Origin of the sequence: Candidatus Gorgyraea atricola, from assembly GCA_030765235.1 — a bacterium.
Lineage (GTDB): Bacteria > Omnitrophota > Gorgyraeia > Gorgyraeales > Gorgyraeaceae > Gorgyraea > Gorgyraea atricola.
The window spans coordinates 339,432-356,021 of record JAVCCW010000029.1; the positions used below are offsets into that span (position 1 = coordinate 339,432).

At 42.9% G+C, this 16,590-nt stretch carries 19 protein-coding genes; all 19 read left to right on the plus strand.

Annotated features, from left to right (window positions below; all coding sequences use genetic code 11):
* Position 1 precedes the first annotated feature (1 nt).
* The 19 genes from rpsI to P9L93_07310 all read left to right on the plus strand — a co-directional run bounded on the left by rpsI (position 2) and on the right by P9L93_07310 (position 16,568).
* The gene (rpsI, locus tag P9L93_07220) at positions 2 to 397 is read left to right on the plus strand and encodes a 30S ribosomal protein S9 (protein ID MDP8230874.1); all 396 of its coding nucleotides are present in this window, start codon (positions 2 to 4) and stop codon (positions 395 to 397) included.
* 116 nt (positions 398 to 513) lie between these two features.
* On the plus strand, positions 514 to 1,527 hold the full coding sequence (gene argC, locus P9L93_07225; protein ID MDP8230875.1) for an N-acetyl-gamma-glutamyl-phosphate reductase: 1,014 nt from the start codon (positions 514 to 516) through the stop codon (positions 1,525 to 1,527).
* A complete protein-coding gene (gene argJ / locus P9L93_07230; protein MDP8230876.1) occupies positions 1,524 to 2,702 on the plus strand; it encodes a bifunctional glutamate N-acetyltransferase/amino-acid acetyltransferase ArgJ in 1,179 nt (392 codons plus the stop codon). Before argC ends, argJ begins: the two co-directional genes overlap by 4 nt.
* A complete protein-coding gene (gene argB / locus P9L93_07235) occupies positions 2,699 to 3,544 on the plus strand; it encodes an acetylglutamate kinase (protein ID MDP8230877.1) in 846 nt (281 codons plus the stop codon). Before argJ ends, argB begins: the two co-directional genes overlap by 4 nt.
* Positions 3,541 to 4,716, plus strand: coding sequence for an aspartate aminotransferase family protein (locus P9L93_07240; GenBank protein ID MDP8230878.1), 1,176 nt, complete (start codon positions 3,541 to 3,543; stop codon positions 4,714 to 4,716). Before argB ends, P9L93_07240 begins: the two co-directional genes overlap by 4 nt.
* 19 nt (positions 4,717 to 4,735) lie before the next feature.
* Positions 4,736 to 5,614 carry an ornithine carbamoyltransferase gene (gene argF, locus P9L93_07245; GenBank protein MDP8230879.1) on the plus strand — a complete coding sequence of 293 codons (879 nt, stop codon included), beginning with the start codon at positions 4,736 to 4,738 and terminating at the stop codon, positions 5,612 to 5,614.
* The gene (locus P9L93_07250) at positions 5,611 to 6,789 is read left to right on the plus strand and encodes an argininosuccinate synthase (GenBank protein MDP8230880.1); all 1,179 of its coding nucleotides are present in this window, start codon (positions 5,611 to 5,613) and stop codon (positions 6,787 to 6,789) included. Before argF ends, P9L93_07250 begins: the two co-directional genes overlap by 4 nt.
* A gap of 77 nt (positions 6,790 to 6,866) precedes the next feature.
* A complete protein-coding gene (argH, locus tag P9L93_07255; protein MDP8230881.1) occupies positions 6,867 to 8,174 on the plus strand; it encodes an argininosuccinate lyase in 1,308 nt (435 codons plus the stop codon).
* A 3-nt stretch (positions 8,175 to 8,177) separates the two neighbouring features.
* A complete protein-coding gene (gene lysA / locus P9L93_07260; GenBank protein MDP8230882.1) occupies positions 8,178 to 9,410 on the plus strand; it encodes a diaminopimelate decarboxylase in 1,233 nt (410 codons plus the stop codon).
* Entirely contained in the window at positions 9,407 to 10,198 is a 792-nt protein-coding gene (gene dapF, locus P9L93_07265; GenBank protein MDP8230883.1) for a diaminopimelate epimerase, read from the plus strand. The genes lysA and dapF overlap by 4 nt, the downstream gene beginning before the upstream one ends.
* On the plus strand, positions 10,191 to 11,066 hold the full coding sequence (gene dapA, locus P9L93_07270) for a 4-hydroxy-tetrahydrodipicolinate synthase (GenBank protein ID MDP8230884.1): 876 nt from the start codon (positions 10,191 to 10,193) through the stop codon (positions 11,064 to 11,066). Before dapF ends, dapA begins: the two co-directional genes overlap by 8 nt.
* An 8-nt stretch (positions 11,067 to 11,074) precedes the next feature.
* Complete coding sequence (gene dapB / locus P9L93_07275; GenBank protein ID MDP8230885.1) at positions 11,075 to 11,779, plus strand: 4-hydroxy-tetrahydrodipicolinate reductase; 705 nt, start codon at positions 11,075 to 11,077, stop codon at positions 11,777 to 11,779.
* A 12-nt stretch (positions 11,780 to 11,791) separates the two neighbouring features.
* Entirely contained in the window at positions 11,792 to 12,943 is a 1,152-nt protein-coding gene (locus P9L93_07280) for an LL-diaminopimelate aminotransferase (protein ID MDP8230886.1), read from the plus strand.
* An 80-nt stretch (positions 12,944 to 13,023) separates the two neighbouring features.
* A complete protein-coding gene (gene folK, locus P9L93_07285) occupies positions 13,024 to 13,467 on the plus strand; it encodes a 2-amino-4-hydroxy-6-hydroxymethyldihydropteridine diphosphokinase (protein ID MDP8230887.1) in 444 nt (147 codons plus the stop codon).
* A 34-nt stretch (positions 13,468 to 13,501) separates the two neighbouring features.
* The gene (gene panC / locus P9L93_07290; GenBank protein ID MDP8230888.1) at positions 13,502 to 14,332 is read left to right on the plus strand and encodes a pantoate--beta-alanine ligase; all 831 of its coding nucleotides are present in this window, start codon (positions 13,502 to 13,504) and stop codon (positions 14,330 to 14,332) included.
* Between the two features lie 14 nt (positions 14,333 to 14,346).
* The gene (locus tag P9L93_07295; GenBank protein ID MDP8230889.1) at positions 14,347 to 14,703 is read left to right on the plus strand and encodes an aspartate 1-decarboxylase; all 357 of its coding nucleotides are present in this window, start codon (positions 14,347 to 14,349) and stop codon (positions 14,701 to 14,703) included.
* Complete coding sequence (nadA, locus tag P9L93_07300; GenBank protein MDP8230890.1) at positions 14,700 to 15,662, plus strand: quinolinate synthase NadA; 963 nt, start codon at positions 14,700 to 14,702, stop codon at positions 15,660 to 15,662. The genes P9L93_07295 and nadA overlap by 4 nt, the downstream gene beginning before the upstream one ends.
* Position 15,663: 1 nt before the next feature.
* Entirely contained in the window at positions 15,664 to 16,428 is a 765-nt protein-coding gene (locus P9L93_07305) for an aspartate dehydrogenase (GenBank protein ID MDP8230891.1), read from the plus strand.
* On the plus strand, positions 16,425 to 16,568 hold the full coding sequence (locus tag P9L93_07310) for a hypothetical protein (protein MDP8230892.1): 144 nt from the start codon (positions 16,425 to 16,427) through the stop codon (positions 16,566 to 16,568). The genes P9L93_07305 and P9L93_07310 overlap by 4 nt, the downstream gene beginning before the upstream one ends.
* Positions 16,569 to 16,590: the final 22 nt, after the last annotated feature.

The following is a 16,590-nucleotide window of genomic DNA, read 5'->3' on the forward strand; positions in this document are numbered from 1 at the left end:
CATGGTAGAGCAGAACATAATCTGGGCAACTGGGAGGCGGAAGTCATCTGTGGCTCGCGTGCGGCTTATGCCGGGAAATGGCGAGGTACAGGTCAATAAAAAGCCTCTCGATAAATATTTTGAAAGACCTACATCTATACTGGTTGTAATGCAGCCGCTAAAGTCCACTAACCTGTTTGATAAGTTCAATGTGATCGCAAGTGTTAAGGGTGGTGGAAAGTCAGGTCAGGCAGGAGCTTTAAGGCATGGCATAGCAAGGGCCTTGGCTAAAACAGGTGATGATACAAAGGTCTTATTAAGGAGAAAGGGTTATTTGACCAGGGATCCTCGGGCAAAGGAACGCAAGAAGTACGGACAAAAAGGCGCCCGAAAGAGATTCCAGTGGACAAAGCGATAAAGATATAAAACTATAATTTTCCATAAAAGCCTATCTTGCTTTTTCCGACGAGGAAATCAATTGACAAGATAGGCTTTTTTATTTTATAATCGTCTATAACACAGACGGAGGACAATATGTTAAAAATAGGAATAATGGGAGCGAGCGGTTATGCTGGTGAAGAACTTTTAAGGATTTTATTAAATCATCCTGAAGCCCGGATCACAGCAGTTGCTGCTAAGATAGATACTGTACCAATATATAAGCTATATCCATGGCTAAAGGGTGTGCTTGACCTGGAGTGCGGAGACATGAGCGCAGACGAAGTCGCTAAGAAATGCGATGTAGTTTTCTTAGCGCTTCCGCACAAGGTCTCTATGCAGTTCGCGCCGATATTTTTGAAAAAAGGCAAGAAGGTCATAGACCTGAGCGCTGATTTTAGGTTAAGGGATGTAGGCGTATACGAGAAGTGGTATGTTAAGCACGAATGCCCTGACTATGTTAAGAAGGCAGTTTATGGGCTTTGCGAATTTTATAGAGATGAGATCAAGAAGGCAGAGCTGATCGCAAATCCAGGGTGCTATCCAACGAGCATTATCTTTGGCTGCGCTCCACTTTTAAAGAAAAAAATAGTGGATATAGATTCCATTGTATGCAATTCAGTTTCAGGTGTGAGTGGCGCAGGCAGGGTCCCAAGTCAGGCGCTTATGTTTACAGAGCTACAAAATAGTTTTAGGGCATATAAGCCAAATAGCCACAGACACATGCCTGAGATAGATCAGGAGCTGAGCGAGATCAGTGGCGCTAAGATAGCAGTGAATTTTGTGCCGCATCTTGTGCCAATGGAAAGAGGCATACTCTCTACGATCTACCTGAGGCTAAAAAAGAACATAACTACAAAAGAGACTGTGAAGCTGTATAAGGATTTCTATAAAGGTGAGTATTTTATAAGGGTTATGGACGAGGGAGTATTGCCTGATACAAAGAATGTAGCGAGATTAAATTTCTGCGACATAGGTGTGCAGGCGTTTCCTGAGAAAAAGACAATAGTAGTTACAACTGCTATTGACAATCTTGTAAAGGGCGCAAGCGGCCAGGCAGTACAGAACATGAATATCATGTATGGGTTCGAGGAGAAGATGGGATTATGAAATCTATAACAGCACCGCAAGGATTTTTGGCAAGCGCAATAAGCTGCGGGATAAAGAGAAGCAAGAGAGATGATCTGGCTTTGCTTTATTCTGAAGTGCCATGTCTATGCGCAGGCACTTTTACTACCAATAAGATGAAGTCTGGCTCTGTTATCCTTGCCGAAGACAGGGTAAAAAATGGCATTGCACAGGCAGTTATAGTAAATAGCGGCAATGCAAACTGCTGTGTTGGAAAAAAAGAATTAATGGATGCTAAAGACATGACTGGTGTGGCTGCAAAAAGTCTGGACTTAGACCCAGAGCATGTTTTAATCGCGTCAACTGGTATTATAGGCAGACCTTTGCCTATAAAAAAGATCAAGCCCAAGATAGGCGCTTTAGTAAAAGGGCTAAAGAGTTCAGGCGGTTCAAAGTTTGCTAAGGCGATCATGACTACAGATACTGTGCCAAAAGAGATCGTAACCCAGATAAAGATAGGCCCAGTAAAAGTAAGAATAGCTGGCGCGGCAAAAGGCGCTGGCATGATCTGTCCTAACATGGCAACCATGCTCGCGTTTTTTACTACAGACGCGGCAATTGAGAAGAGCGCGTTGAATCTGGCATTTAAGGAAGCTGTTGCTGATTCATTTAATAGGATCACTATTGATGGCGATATGTCTACGAATGACAGTGCTATAATATTTGCAAATGGGCTTGCAGGAAATAAGACTATAAAGAAAGGCAGCGCCAGCTACTCTAAATTCCTTAATGCGTTAAAGAATGTCGCAACAGAACTTGCGAGAAAGATGATCCTTGATGGCGAGGGCGCTACGAAATTTGTAGAAATAATCATTAAAGGCGCGAAGACACAGAAAGACGCGGATACTATCGCAAGGCATGTCGCTGATTCGAGCCTCATAAAGACAATGATCGCAGGCGGTGATCCAAATTGGGGAAGAATAGCCGCGAGCGCAGGCTCGGCAGGCATAAAGCTTAATAAAGATAGAGTTGATATATATATTGGAAAAAAATTAGCAATGAAAAATGGCGCAGCTACGAATGCATCGTTAAGCGCGCTTAAAGGCAAAGAGGTAAAGATAGTAATCGATCTAAAGTCTGGAAGGGCGTTTAGCAAGATCTGGACGTGTGACCTGACAGAGGAATACGTGAGGATCAACGCGGAGTATGAGACATGATGGAAGAAGCGATTAGAAAATCAGCAGTTTTAATAGAGGCGTTACCTTATATGAAGGCGTACGCTAGTAAGATATTTGTTATAAAGTACGGCGGCAGTGCGCTCATAGATCCTGAGATAAAAAGGCGCGTGCTTCAGGATATTGTGTTTATGAGCTATGTTGGGATCAGGCCTATTCTTGTACATGGCGGCGGACCTTTTATAAATGAGGAACTAAAAAAAACAGGAGGGAAGATAGAATTTAAAGACGGCCTCAGGGTCACGTCAAAAGAGACCATGGAAGTGGTCGATAGAGTCTTAACCGGGGTCAATCAAAGTATCGCGGACGATATTAAAAAGATAGGCGGCAGGGCTGTGAGTTTAAATAAAGTTGTAAGGGCCAAGCCGCATAAAGAGGCTAAGAAATTAGGTTTCGCGGGAGAGGTTGACACTATAAAATCTGACGTGATCAGAAAAGCAGTAAGGCCAAGATCAGTGCCTATAATATCGTCAGTGGGTTTTGGCGCAGATAATAAATCGTATAATATAAATGCGGATGATGTGAGCTCAGAGGTAGCTGTTGCTGTTAAGGCAGTGAAGCTGGTATTATTGACAGATGTCAAAGGTATTATGAAGAAAAAGGAAGACGAGAAGACACTGATCTCTGCTCTGACTATGGAAGAGACAGAAAGGCTCATAGATGAAAATGTTATCCAGGGCGGCATGATACCAAAGGTCAAGGCATGTACAAACGCTCTGGCAGGAGGCGTGTCAAAGACTCACATAATCGATGGCAGGCTCCCGCACAGTTTGCTGCTGGAGATTTTTACAGACAAAGGAATCGGAACGGAGATAGTAAGATGAATACACACGAGCTGATCGCGCAGTACGAGAAGTATGTAATGAAGACTTATACGAGGATCCCCTCTGTTATAGTTAAAGGTAAGGGGCTGAAGGTGTGGGATCTGGATGGTAATGAGTATCTGGATTTTTTTCCTGGCTGGGCTGTGAGCGGGTTAGGCCACTGTCATCCAGAGGTCGTGAATGCTATAAGGAATTATGTAAAAAAGATCATACATGTATCCAATAATTATTACAACATGCTCCAGGGAAAGCTGGCGCAGGAGATAATCGAGAATTCCTTTAAAGGTAAAGTATTTTTCTGCAATAGCGGCGCAGAGGCAAATGAGGGCGCGATAAAGCTGGTCAGGGCCTATGGTGTAGCAAATGGAAAATACGAGATCATCACGATGCAGAATTCTTTTCATGGGAGGACACTCGCGACCATAACAGCTACTGGACAGCCAAAATACAGCAAGGATTTCGTGCCATTACCAGTTGGTTTTAAGTCAGTGCCTTTTAATGATATAAAAGCGCTGGAGGCTGGCATAACAGATAAGACTATAGCTATAATGTTAGAGCCAATACAGGGTGAGGGCGGAATAAATGTTGCGCATGATGACTATATAAAGGAAGTAAGAGAACTTTGCGATAAAAAAGGTTTGATCCTGATATTTGATGAAGTGCAGACAGGCATGGGTAGGACCGGTAAGATGTTTTGTTTTCAACATTATGGTGTAGAGCCTGATGTTATGACACTTGCCAAGTCTTTGGCTGGCGGGATCCCGATAGGCGCGCTTGTCGCGTCGAAAAAATACGCGGATGTTTTAAAGCCTGGCATGCACGCGTCTACTTTTGGAGGAAGCCCTATTGCATGCAGCGCAGCGCTGGGTGTATTCGAGGCTATAAAAAGAGAAAAGCTTCTTAAGAATACACAGGAGATGGGAAAATATCTGGTTGAAAAATTGAATGAGCTCAAAAAGAAAAAATCTATTATAAAGGAGATCAGAGGTAAAGGCCTTATGATAGGCATGGAGCTTAAGATTGAAGGCGCGGCTATAGTGGAGGCGTGTTTTAAAGAGAAGCTGTTGATCAATTGCGCGCATGGCAATGTATTAAGACTTATGCCTGGTATAATAGTAACCAAAAAGCAAATAGACAAGGCGATTGAAATTTTGGATAAGGTGATGATTTGAATAAAAAATGGAGTTATTTATGAAAAAGGATCTTATAACAATTAAAGATTTATCAGCGCAGGAGATAGGCGAGCTCTTTGAACTCGCAGCTAAGTTCAAGGCCAAGAGAAAGACGCATGAGACGCCGCTAAAGAATAAAACTCTGGGTCTAGTTTTTGAAAAGCCGTCGAATAGGACAAGGGTGTCTTTTGAGGTCGGCATGTTTGAGCTGGGCGGGAATGCTATTTACTTAGGGGAGAGCGAGGTCAAGCTAGGCAAGAGGGAGTCTGCGAAGGACGCGGCAATGGTGCTCTCAAGATACCTTGACGCAATGGTCATAAGGACGTTTTCTCATGATAGATTGCTTGAGATGGCAAAGAATTCTACGATACCTGTAATAAATGGACTGACAGACCTGCTTCACCCATGTCAGGCATTGAGTGATCTGTTTACAATAAAGGAAAAAAAGGGACTAAAGAATATTACTGTAGCTTTTGTTGGGGATGGCAACAATGTAGTGAATTCGCTCTTGAATGGGTGTGATAAGCTGGGTATTAAGATAAAAGTCGCGTGTCCAAAAGGCTATGAGCCAAAGGTCGATGCAGGCCAGCTTTTTAATTCGCCTCAAGAAGCAGTTAAGGATGCGGACATTATTTATACGGACGTGTGGACGAGCATGGGTAAGGAAAAAGAGCAAAAAGAAAGAGCAGAGATATTTAAGAAGTTTCAGATCAATTCTAAGCTGATGAAATCAGCAAAGAAAGACGCAATGGTAATGCATTGCCTGCCAGCGCACAGGGGCGAAGAGATCACAGACGAGGTAATAGACAGCCCACAATCTATTGTAATTGACCAGGCAGAGAATAGGCTCCACGTGCAGAAGGCAATACTTGTGAAATTATTAGGAGATAAATCATGAAGAATAAAAAGGTGGTTTTAGCGTATTCAGGCGGGTTAGATACTTCGGTGGCTGTGAGATGGCTTACAGATAAGGGCTATGATGTTGTTGCCTACATGGCTGATGTGGGCCAGGGCGGGAATTTTCAGAAGCTCAAGAAAAGGGCCTTGTCTACAGGTGCCTCAAAGGTCGTGATCGAGGATCTCAAAGACGAATTTGCAAAAGACTTTGCCTTTCAGTCGTTAAAGGCAGGCGCAGTCTATGAATCAAAGTATCTATTGGCAACCGCGCTTTCAAGGCCGATCATCGCAAAGGGCCTGGTGCAGACCGCGAAAAAGGAAAAGGCTAGTTTTATCGCGCATGGCTGTACAGGAAAAGGCAATGACCAGGTAAGGTTCGAGGTCACTGCAATGGCGCTTGCGCCTGAGCTCGGCATACTGGCGCCGCTCAGGGAATGGAATATGTATTCCAGAGACGAAGAAATAGAGTATGCAAAGGAAAAAGGCATAGACATAGATGTTACGAAAAAAAGCCCTTATAGTTTAGATCAGAATATTTGGGGAATAAGCATTGAGTGTGGCGTGCTAGAAGATCCATGGAATGAGCCGCCAGAAGACGCGTATAAAATGAGTATTGATCCAAAAATGGCGCCAAATAAATCAACATATGTAGAGATCGAGTTTAAAAATGGCATACCAGTAAAGATCAATGGAAAAAAATACGCGGCAGTGGATCTGGTAATGAAGCTCAATAAGATCGGCGGCAAAAATGGCATAGGCAGGACTGATCTTGTTGAGAATAGACTCGTTGGCATTAAATCAAGGGAGATATATGAGGCGCCAGGGGCGTGGATCTTACATAAGGCGCATAAGGATTTAGAGGCGCTTGTGCTCGACAGGGAGCTGTTGCATTTTAAGGAAGTTATTTCCTTAAAATACGCGGAGCTTATATATTACGGCTTATGGTTTACACCTTTAAAAAAGGCGCTGGACGGATTTATAAACCAGACGCAGAAGAATGTAACAGGCAGTGTGAAGATGAAGCTGTTAAAGGGTCTTGCGAGTGTAGTAGGGAGAAAATCAGCGCACTCACTTTATAAAAAAGAAATGGCAACATATGACCCAGGCGATAAGTTCGACAGGACCATTGCGGAAGGATTTATTAAAGTGTGGGGAATGCCGTATAAAAAGGTGTAAGGTGTCAAGTGTCAGGTGTCAGGGAAGGTGCCTTGACACCTGACACCTTTAACCTGACACTAACAAGGAGTCCAAATATGTCAAAGATGTGGGGTGGGAGATTTAACAAGAAAACAGATCCTTTGGTCGAGGAATTTACAAAGTCGATTCAGTTTGATAAAAAATTGGCTGAATATGATTGTGTGGGATCCCTTGCGCATATTGGAGTGCTTAAAAATGCGAAGCTCTTGACTGGTAAGGAGCATAAAGAATTGCAGACGGGCCTGAATGCTATTTTGTCATCGATCAAAAAAGGCACCCTTAAGGTAGATGAGTCTTTCGAAGACATTCATAGCTATATGCAGCATCTTCTGGAGAAAAAACTCGGCAAGGTAGCTTTGAAGCTGCATACCTGTAGATCCAGAAATGACCAGGTAGCGCTAGACACAAAACTTTATTGTTTAAAAAATATTTCGATTGCACTGGAGCTTGTTTCGCAGACAATAAAGAAATTGGCAAAGCTATCCAAGGACAATGCAAAGCAGATCATACCTGCTTATACGCACCTGCAGCATGCTATGCCAGTGAGCTTATCTCATTATCTTGATGCATATATTCAGATGTTTTCAAGGGACGCCAAGAGATTAGGCGCTATCTTTGATGATATGGAGCCGACCATGGGCGCTGGTGCTGTTGCTGGAACATGTATTGATTCATCAAAGTATAAGATTGATTCAAAACCTTGCAGTCCTGTTAATTCCATAGACAGCGTGAGTGACAGGGATTTTGTTGTAGAGATATTGAGTGCCCTGGCAATATCAGGGATGCATCTATCAAGACTGGCAGAGGATCTGATCCTGTGGTCGACAAAGGAGTTTGATTTTATTGACATAGATGACGCGTTTTGCACTGGAAGTTCTCTTATGCCGCAGAAGAAAAATCCTGATGTACTGGAGCTCATAAGAGGCAATGCAGGAAAATTGTATGGCAATTTGATGAGCGTATTAGTAATGATGAAGGGACTACCTTTATCATACAATAGAGACATGCAGCTTGATAAAGAGCCGCTTTTTAGTTCATTTGAGATCATTCAGGATGAGTTTAGTATTTTGGCAAAACTTTTGCCAAAAATAAAATTCAAGAAAGAAAATATCGCAGAGCAGCTCAAGGATGAAAGCCTGTACGCTACTGACATGGCTGATTATCTGGTGCAAAAAGGAGTTGCTTTTAAGGACGCGCATACTGTCATCGGCAAACTTGTTAAAAATGGCAAAGAGATAAAAGAGATGAAAAACGAGGAACTTCAGAAATTTCATCCTTTGCTGACTCATAAGGCAGTAAAAAAGATCATAGATCCAAAGAGATCAGTAGCATCTAAAAAATCTATCAGAAGAAAGAAAAGGTAAGCTATGCATGACTTCAAATACAAACGTAATGAACTTTATTGTGAATCTGTGAGCATAGAAAAGCTTGCCAGAAGGTATGGCACGCCTCTATATGTTTACAGCAAAAAGACATTTCTGGATCATTACAGAAAATTACGGGATGCGTTTAGGAGAGTAAAACCACTTATCTGTTATTCAGTAAAGGCGAATTCGAATCATTCAATATTAAAGACGCTTATTGCTTCAGGCGCGGGCCTGGATATAGTATCTGGCGGCGAGCTTTACAGGGCGCTTAAGGCAGGGGCTTCGCCAAGGAAGATCGTGTATGCAGGTGTTGGCAAAACAGAAAAAGAGATAGAGTTTGCCATCAAGAGCAATATCCTGCTTTTTAATGTTGAGTCTTTGCCTGAACTCGAGATGATCAATAAAGTTGCTGGTAGGTTGCGCAAGAAGCAAGCTGTTGCGATCCGCGTAAATCCGGATGTAAAGGCGCGTACGCATAAATATATCACCACAGGACACAAACAGAATAAATTTGGCATTGATATTGAGGCTGCGAGAGGTATTTTCCTGTGTCATCGAGAATTTAGAAATCTGGATATTACGGGCGTGCATCTACATATTGGTTCGCAGATAGTTGACGCAAGGCCGTTTGTGAAAGCCATTGAGAAACTGGTAAGTTTTGTCCGGAACCTTGAAAAAGCTGGTATAAGGATAAAATGGTTTAATGTCGGCGGGGGCCTTGGAATAATCTATTCCGGCGAGAGGCCGCAGACTGCCCAGGAATACGCAAAGGCAGTTTTGCCGCTGCTCAAAAAGCTAAATGCCAGGATAATACTTGAGCCAGGCAGGTTTATCGCAGGGAACGCAGGCATACTCGCTGCAAAGACCATATATATAAAGGAGACACCCAGCAAAAATTTTGCCATAGTGGACAGCGCCATGAATGATCTGGTGAGGCCGAGCCTTTACCATGCCTATCATGAGATATTGCCTGTTAGATCCAAATCCTACAAAGGTGATATACGCAGATACGATGTTGTAGGCCCTATTTGTGAAAGCGGAGACTTTCTGGGCAAAGACAGGAAATTTATTGACTTAAAACAAGGGGATTTGCTGGCTATCATGAGCGCAGGCGCATATGGCTACAGCATGGCCAGCACCTATAATTCCAGGCCAAGGCCAGCAGAGGTCCTGGTAGACAGAACTCGCGCCAAACTAGTAACACAGCGCGAAACCTACAAAGATTTAAGATGAATAAGCTAAAATTTACGAAAATGGTTGGGGCTGGGAATGATTTTGTCTTGATTGATATTAGGGACAAGAGACAAGGAACAAGGGACAAGGGCTGGTCTAGGGTTGCGCAGGATTTATGTCAGAGGAAGACTGGGGTTGGTGCGGATGGGTTGCTTGTACTGGAGAAGTCTAAAAGAGCAGATTTTAGGATGCGCATATTCAATGCTGATGGCAGTGAAGCAGAGATGTGTGGCAATGGCCTAAGGTGCGCTGCACTATACGTAGGCAAAAAAGGCAAGGCAAAGGTTGAGACAAAAGCAGGTCTTTATGAAGCGACCATTACAGGTAAAAATAGAGTTAAGATAAAGATGGAAGAACCCAAGGATTTGAAATCAGGTTTTCCGATCAGAGTAAATGATAGGCGCATAAGAGTGAGTTATGTTGATACTGGTGTGCCGCATACAGTGGTTTTTGTGCAGGGCATTGAAAAGATAGACGTTGATTCTATTGGCAGAAGTATAAGATATCATAAAGAATTCAAGCCGCGTGGCACAAATGTTGATTTTGTCGAAATTATAGACGATAAAAATATAAAGATGCGGACGTATGAGCGCGGAGTAGAAGGGGAGACGCTTGCCTGTGGCACGGGAGCAGTGGCGGCGGCGATTATAAGTAGTGTCAGGTGTCAGGTGTCAGGTGTCAATGTGCACACAAAAGGTGGGATTTTAAAGGTTTATATTGGTCATAAAGGAGTATATTTAGAAGGAGAAGCGCGAAAGGTTTACCAGGGAGAGGTGAATTATGTTTGAAGGTTCAATGACGGCATTGATAACACCGTTTAAAAAAGGTAAAGTGGATGAAAAAAAGCTCGCGGAGCTTGTGGAATTCCAGATAAAGAATGGCACGAGCGCTATAGTACCGTGCGGTACAACAGGCGAATCAACAACGCTTTCTTATGAAGAGCACGAGCATGTTATAGAAGTCGTGGTAGAGGCCGCGAATAAAAAAGTACCTGTTATTGCTGGTACTGGCGCTAACAATACTAGCGAGGCCCTTGTGCTGACCAAATACGCGAAAGAGGTCGGTGCTGAGGCGTCGCTGCAGATCACGCCTTATTACAACAAGCCCACGCAGGAAGGCATCTACCGGCATTTCAAGAAAATCGCTGAAGAGTGCAAGATACCTCTTATTGTCTATAACATCATGTCTCGTACGGGCGTGAATATAACTCCAGAGACAATGCAGCGCTTGAGCAAAGTAAAGAATATAGTGGGCGTAAAAGAGGCAAGCGGGAACCTGGAGCAGATGGCGCAGATACATGCTTTATGCGGAGATGAGTTTGATCTGATTTCAGGAGATGATGTCCTGACTCTGCCTCTTTTAGCAATAGGCGGCACAGGTGTTATTTCAGTGGTAAGCAATATTGCGCCAAAAGATGTATCAGATATGGTCTCTAAGTTTAGAAAAGGAGACATTGCTGGAGCAAGAAAGCTGCACTACAAGCTTTTACCTTTAGTAAAGGCAATGTTTATAGAGACAAATCCGATCCCAGTAAAAACTGCTATGGCCCTTATGGGCATGATAGATGAGCCAGGTTTGCGTCTTCCGATGTGTGACATCTCTGAAGAGAATCTGGTAAAACTTAAAAAGGCATTAAAGGATTACGGGCTTTTGTAAGGAGTAACATGGTAAAACTTGTTATAAGCGGAATTGCAGGAAGAATGGGAAAGCGTATTGCTTTCTTGGCTTCAAAGGATAAGGAAATTGAAATTACAGGCGGCATAGAATCAGCTGATAATCCTGCTGTTGGACAGGGCGGAGTCGCGTCTGACTTTGCAAAGATAGCCAGCGCGTGCAGCGTATTGATTGAATTTACTTTTCCAGACGTGACAATGAAACATCTGGAGATCGCTCGCAAGAATAAAGTCGGGATGGTAATAGGTACAACAGCTTTATCTAAGGAGCAGATAAGCCAGATAAAAAAGGCGTCCAAGGAAATCCCGATTGTATTTTCTCCTAATATGAGCGTTGGCGCAAATCTATTGTTCAAGCTTACAGAGATCGCATCAAAGGCGCTTGATGCGAGTTATAAAATTGAAATAGTAGAGGCGCACCATGCCAAGAAAAAGGACGCGCCAAGCGGTACTGCCGCTAATATTTCTCTGGTAGTCTCAAAGGTTCGTGGCGAAACACCGCCCATAGAGTCTATAAGAGAAGGCGACATAGTAGGCGATCATAGCGTTATGTTCACAGGACAAAACGAAAAAATAGAACTTAAACACAGCGCTTTTTCCAGAGACGTATTTGCTCAGGGCGCGCTTGACGCAGCAAAGTTTATCGCAGCTAAAAAATCAGGACTTTACACCATGCAGGATGTAATCACGACTTAGAAAGGGTAGGATATGGGATTTGAATTAAGTGAGAGAGTAAAAAGGCTTCCGCCTTATTTGTTTGTGGAGATCGATAAGGCGAAACGAAAAGCCAGGGCTGAAGGAAGAGACATAATAGATCTTGGGATCGGGGATCCTGATGAGGCCTCGCCAAAAGAGGTGGTGGATGTTTTCTGTAAAGCAGCAGGAGATCCAAAAAATCAACGCTATCCTTTGGATGAAGGGATACCAGCCCTAAGGAATAAAATAGCAGAGTGGTACAAGACCAGATTCAGCGTTACGCTGGATCCTGATAAAGAGGTGCTTGTTCTTATAGGCTCAAAAGAGGGAATAGCACATATGCCTTTGGCATTTATTAATCCAGGAGATGTCTCGCTTGTGCCTGATCCTTGCTACCCTCCGTATAAAAGCGGGACTATTCTTGCCGGAGGAAAAGTGCATACAATGCCTCTTTTAGAGGAGAATAATTTTTTACCGGATTTAAAGCCTGTAAAAAAAGCAAAACTGCTCTATATAAATTATCCGAATAATCCTACGAGTGCTGTGTGTGACAAAAGATTTTTTGAAGACGCAGTGCTTTTCGCAAGAAAAAACAATGTTATTGTTGCGCATGACGCGGCATATTCTGAAATAGCATTTGATGGATATAGACCTGAGAGCTTCTTAAAAGTAGCTGGCGCAAAAGAACTGGGCGTTGAATTTCATTCTCTGTCCAAGACCTGTAATATGACTGGATGGCGCATTGGCTTTGTGTGCGGTAATGAGAAAATTATATCAGCCATAGCCAAAGTAAAATCCAACATCGACTCGGGCGCGTTCAATGCTATTCAAGTCGCTGGTATAACTGCTCTGGATATAGCAGAGAAACATACGCAGAGGATGAATAAGATCTATCAAGAGCGGCGTGACGTGCTTGTAGACGGCCTGAATAAAATTGGCTGGGCAACAAGAAAGCCAAAAGCAACTTTTTATGTCTGGACTCGGATCCCAAAGCAGTATAAATCATCTATTGAATTTGCCGAAATGGTACTTGAAAAAGCAAATATAGTTATTACTCCAGGCATAGGCATGGGAGAAAGCGGCGAAGGATACGTGCGTATGGCGCTCACTGTTTCAAAGGAGCGGATGTTGGAGGCGGTGGAGAGGCTGAGGAAGATACTTTAAAGTGACAAGGGACAAGAGACAAGAGACAAGGGAGTTAGATACTCCTTGTCCCATGTCCCTTGTTGCTTGTCCCTGATATTATGCATTGCTACATAGGCATTGGCTCAAATCTAGGCAATAGACGCAAGAACATTGATGCTGCGATAGAGAGATTGCAGCAGGCAAAAGAGATCGAGGTCAAAAAAATCTCGAGTGTATACGAGACAGAGCCAGTGGGCGGGCCAAAACAGTCTGATTATCTGAACGCTGCCATAGAAATCAACACAACATTTGGACCAAGAGAGCTTCTTGCAGCTTTACGCGAGATAGAAGATCATCTTGACAGAGAAAGATCAGTCAAGGATGGACCGCGTACCATTGATCTAGACATATTGACTTACGGTGATGAAAAAATAGATGAACCAGATCTAAAGATCCCACATCCAAGAATGAATGAACGAGAGTTTGTGCAGAAGCCTTTGAGGGATATCCAGGGAGGGACAAGAAGTGACAAGGGACAAGAGACAAGGGACAAGGGGGTTTAGATGCTCCTTGTCCCATGTCCCTTGTTGCTAAAGTATGAAAATATACAGAAGCATCAAGCCATTGATTAATCTGAAAGGGAAAAAGGGAACCATTGGCCTTGTTCCTACCATGGGTTTTCTGCACGGGGGCCATTTGAGCCTGATAAGAAGGGCGAGAAAAGATACAGATCGTGTTGTCGTGAGTATTTTTGTAAATCCTACTCAATTCGGTCCAAAAGAGGACCTTAAGAAGTACCCAAGAGACTTGAATCGTGATCTAAGACTTTGCAGAAAAGAAGGCGTTGACATTGTATTTATCCCTACAGCCAGGACCATTTATGCAAATGGATTTTCAACATATGTAAATGTCGGAAATATTGCAGGAACTCTTTGTGGCGCCTCAAGACCAGGCCATTTTAAGGGCGTTGCAACAGTTGTGGCTAAACTTTTTAATATTGTACAGCCAGACATAGCATACTTTGGCCAAAAAGACGCGCAGCAGGCCATTGTGATAAAGAAAATGGTAGAAGATCTAAATATACCGATAAAGATAAAGGTCATGCCTATAGTGCGAGAGAAAGACGGCCTTGCAATGAGCTCGCGAAATCTCTATTTATCTCCCCAGGAACGCCGAGAAGCCCTCTCATTATATAAATCCTTAAAATTAGCAAAGACTCTTTACAGAAAAGGCGAAAGGGATTCGAGAAACATAATCAAAATGATACAGAAGGAAATCCTTAAAGAGTCTAATGCGAAGATAGACTATGTCTCTATAGTAGATACAAAGAATCTTAAACCATTGGATAGAATTTCTAATAAGGCCTTAGTTGCTGTTGCAGCTAAAATTGGCAAGACAAGACTGATCGACAATGCCATTTTAAATTAAAGGGGGCAGGGATAATGTTTCGTACAATATTAAAATCAAAGATACATGGCGCAAGGGTCACAGAGGCAAATGTTGACTATGCGGGCAGCATTACGATAGACACAGGGCTTTTAGAGGCCGTTGATGTTATAGCCAATGAAAAGGTACAGATCGTCAATCTAAACAACGGCATGAGAATGGAGACCTATGTCATACCAGGAGAAAAAGGTTCGGGTATAATCGGGATGAATGGCGGAGTTGCCATGCACGCCAAAATAGGAGACAAGCTTCTTATAATGTCATATATACAGATCGAGACAAAGGACGCGATTTCCTATAGACCAAAGATCATTTTCACCGATGATAAAAACAAAATAACAGGTAAAAAATGATGGACGAGATCAAATACAAGGAAAATCTAAAGAAAAAGATACGTAAGCTTAAGAAAGAGAAGCATGCTGTAATAATCGTGCATAATTACCAGCGGGACGAGATCCAGGATATCGCAGACATAAGCGGTGATTCGCTTGGCTTGAGCCAGGCAGCAGTACGGGCAGATGCCAAGGTGATCGTATTTTGCGGCGTGGATTTTATGGCAGAAAGCGCATCAATACTGAATCCTGACAAGATCGTACTTTTGCCAGTAAAAGAGGCAGGCTGTCCAATGGCAGATATGGTCACTGTAGAGAGGCTCAGGGAAAAGAAAAAGGAATATCCTAACGCTGCTACTGTATGCTATGTAAATACCTCTGCGGAAATCAAGGCAGAGAGTGATATATGCTGTACATCCTCAAATGCCATTCAAGTCGTAAATTCCCTTAAAGATCATAAAGAGATCATATTTATCCCTGATAAGAATTTAGGCAGATATGTTCAGGCCAATGTGCCTGATAAAAAGATCATTCTGTGGGAGGGTTTTTGCCCTACTCATATACGCGTTTCAAAGGAAGAGGTCTTAAGGTCAAAGAAAGAGCATCCAGAGGCAGTGGTGCTGGCCCATCCAGAATGCAATCCAGATGTACTTTCTGTCAGCGACCATATCTGCTCGACAGGCGGTATGTTTAAATTTGTGGAAAAGTCCAAGGATAAATCTTTTATTATAGTTACAGAGACAGGTATGCTCTATGGACTAAATAAGAAAAACCCTGACAAGAATTTTTACGTGCCTACAGAGAGGCTCGTATGCCCGACAATGAAACTTACGACATTGGGATGGGTTGCGCATTCTCTCGAGACAATGGAACACCAGATCAAGATCACAGGAGAGATAAGAGAAAAGTCATACAAATCTTTGATGCGCATGCTTAAAGTCTCTGGCGAGAAATCAGGGGCAGCAATATCAGGTGTCTAGTATGAAAAAAATAGGAATAATCGGCTGTGGCGCAATAGGAACAGGCATTGCAGAGTTTATCCAGCAAAACCTTAGAAAAAAGGCAAAGATCGTGGCGCTTTGCGATCTAGACATCAAGAAAGCGCGATCCCTCTCCAAAAAGATAAAACCTTGTCCACAAGTCATCAATATCGATCGTCTAATAAAAAAATGTGATCTGATAATAGAAGCAGCCAGCCCCAAGATATCAGGAAAGATAGCGCAAAAGGCAGTCTTACACAAAAAAGAGGTCCTTATAATGAGTACAGGGGGGCTTTTGAAATTCAAAGACATAAAGTCAGTGCATATCCCCAGTGGCGCTGTTTGTGGCATAGATGGAATCCGGGCTGCAGCTATTGGAAAGATCAAAAGAGTAACATTGACCACTAGAAAACCTCCAAGAGGACTAAGAGGCGCGCCGTATTTGGAAAAAAGAAAGATAGATATAGATAAGATCAAGAAAGAGACTGTAATATATGATGGGACTGCAACAGATGCTGTAAAACATTTCCCAAAGAACATCAATGTGGCAGCGACGCTGAGCCTTTCAGGAATAGGGCCTGATCGCACAAAGGTACGAATAGTTACATCCCCAAAATATAAGACAAATTCGCACGAGGTCGAAGTCGAGGGTGAGTTTGGGAGACTTTTTACAAAGACCGAGAATGTGCCCTCTAAACAAAACCCAAAAACGAGTCAACTTGCCATATTTTCAGCGCTTGCGAAGTTAAAAGAGGTAATATCATGAAGGATAAGTGCAAGAATTTCGATAAAAACATGAAGGATTGTCCGTGTACGTATGAGCCGTGCTCGAGAAAAGGTTTTTGCTGCGAATGCCTGCAGTATCATCTGAAGAACGGCGGGCTACCGGCATGCATTAATAAATAACAAAAATAAAATAGAGGGGAGG

Excerpts from the sequence above, each read along its gene's own strand:
- rpsI (MDP8230874.1), top strand. The coding sequence starts at position 2 with ATGGTAGAGCAGAACATAATCTGGGCAACTGGGAGGCGGAAGTCATCT.
- argC (MDP8230875.1), top strand. The coding sequence starts at position 514 with ATGTTAAAAATAGGAATAATGGGAGCGAGCGGTTATGCTGGTGAAGAA.
- argJ (MDP8230876.1), top strand. The coding sequence starts at position 1,524 with ATGAAATCTATAACAGCACCGCAAGGATTTTTGGCAAGCGCAATAAGC.
- argB (MDP8230877.1), top strand. The coding sequence starts at position 2,699 with ATGATGGAAGAAGCGATTAGAAAATCAGCAGTTTTAATAGAGGCGTTA.
- P9L93_07240 (MDP8230878.1), top strand. The coding sequence starts at position 3,541 with ATGAATACACACGAGCTGATCGCGCAGTACGAGAAGTATGTAATGAAG.
- argF (MDP8230879.1), top strand. The coding sequence starts at position 4,736 with ATGAAAAAGGATCTTATAACAATTAAAGATTTATCAGCGCAGGAGATA.
- P9L93_07250 (MDP8230880.1), top strand. The coding sequence starts at position 5,611 with ATGAAGAATAAAAAGGTGGTTTTAGCGTATTCAGGCGGGTTAGATACT.
- argH (MDP8230881.1), top strand. The coding sequence starts at position 6,867 with ATGTCAAAGATGTGGGGTGGGAGATTTAACAAGAAAACAGATCCTTTG.
- lysA (MDP8230882.1), top strand. The coding sequence starts at position 8,178 with ATGCATGACTTCAAATACAAACGTAATGAACTTTATTGTGAATCTGTG.
- dapF (MDP8230883.1), top strand. The coding sequence starts at position 9,407 with ATGAATAAGCTAAAATTTACGAAAATGGTTGGGGCTGGGAATGATTTT.
- dapA (MDP8230884.1), top strand. The coding sequence starts at position 10,191 with ATGTTTGAAGGTTCAATGACGGCATTGATAACACCGTTTAAAAAAGGT.
- dapB (MDP8230885.1), top strand. The coding sequence starts at position 11,075 with ATGGTAAAACTTGTTATAAGCGGAATTGCAGGAAGAATGGGAAAGCGT.
- P9L93_07280 (MDP8230886.1), top strand. The coding sequence starts at position 11,792 with ATGGGATTTGAATTAAGTGAGAGAGTAAAAAGGCTTCCGCCTTATTTG.
- folK (MDP8230887.1), top strand. The coding sequence starts at position 13,024 with ATGCATTGCTACATAGGCATTGGCTCAAATCTAGGCAATAGACGCAAG.
- panC (MDP8230888.1), top strand. The coding sequence starts at position 13,502 with ATGAAAATATACAGAAGCATCAAGCCATTGATTAATCTGAAAGGGAAA.
- P9L93_07295 (MDP8230889.1), top strand. The coding sequence starts at position 14,347 with ATGTTTCGTACAATATTAAAATCAAAGATACATGGCGCAAGGGTCACA.
- nadA (MDP8230890.1), top strand. The coding sequence starts at position 14,700 with ATGATGGACGAGATCAAATACAAGGAAAATCTAAAGAAAAAGATACGT.
- P9L93_07305 (MDP8230891.1), top strand. The coding sequence starts at position 15,664 with ATGAAAAAAATAGGAATAATCGGCTGTGGCGCAATAGGAACAGGCATT.
- P9L93_07310 (MDP8230892.1), top strand. The coding sequence starts at position 16,425 with ATGAAGGATAAGTGCAAGAATTTCGATAAAAACATGAAGGATTGTCCG.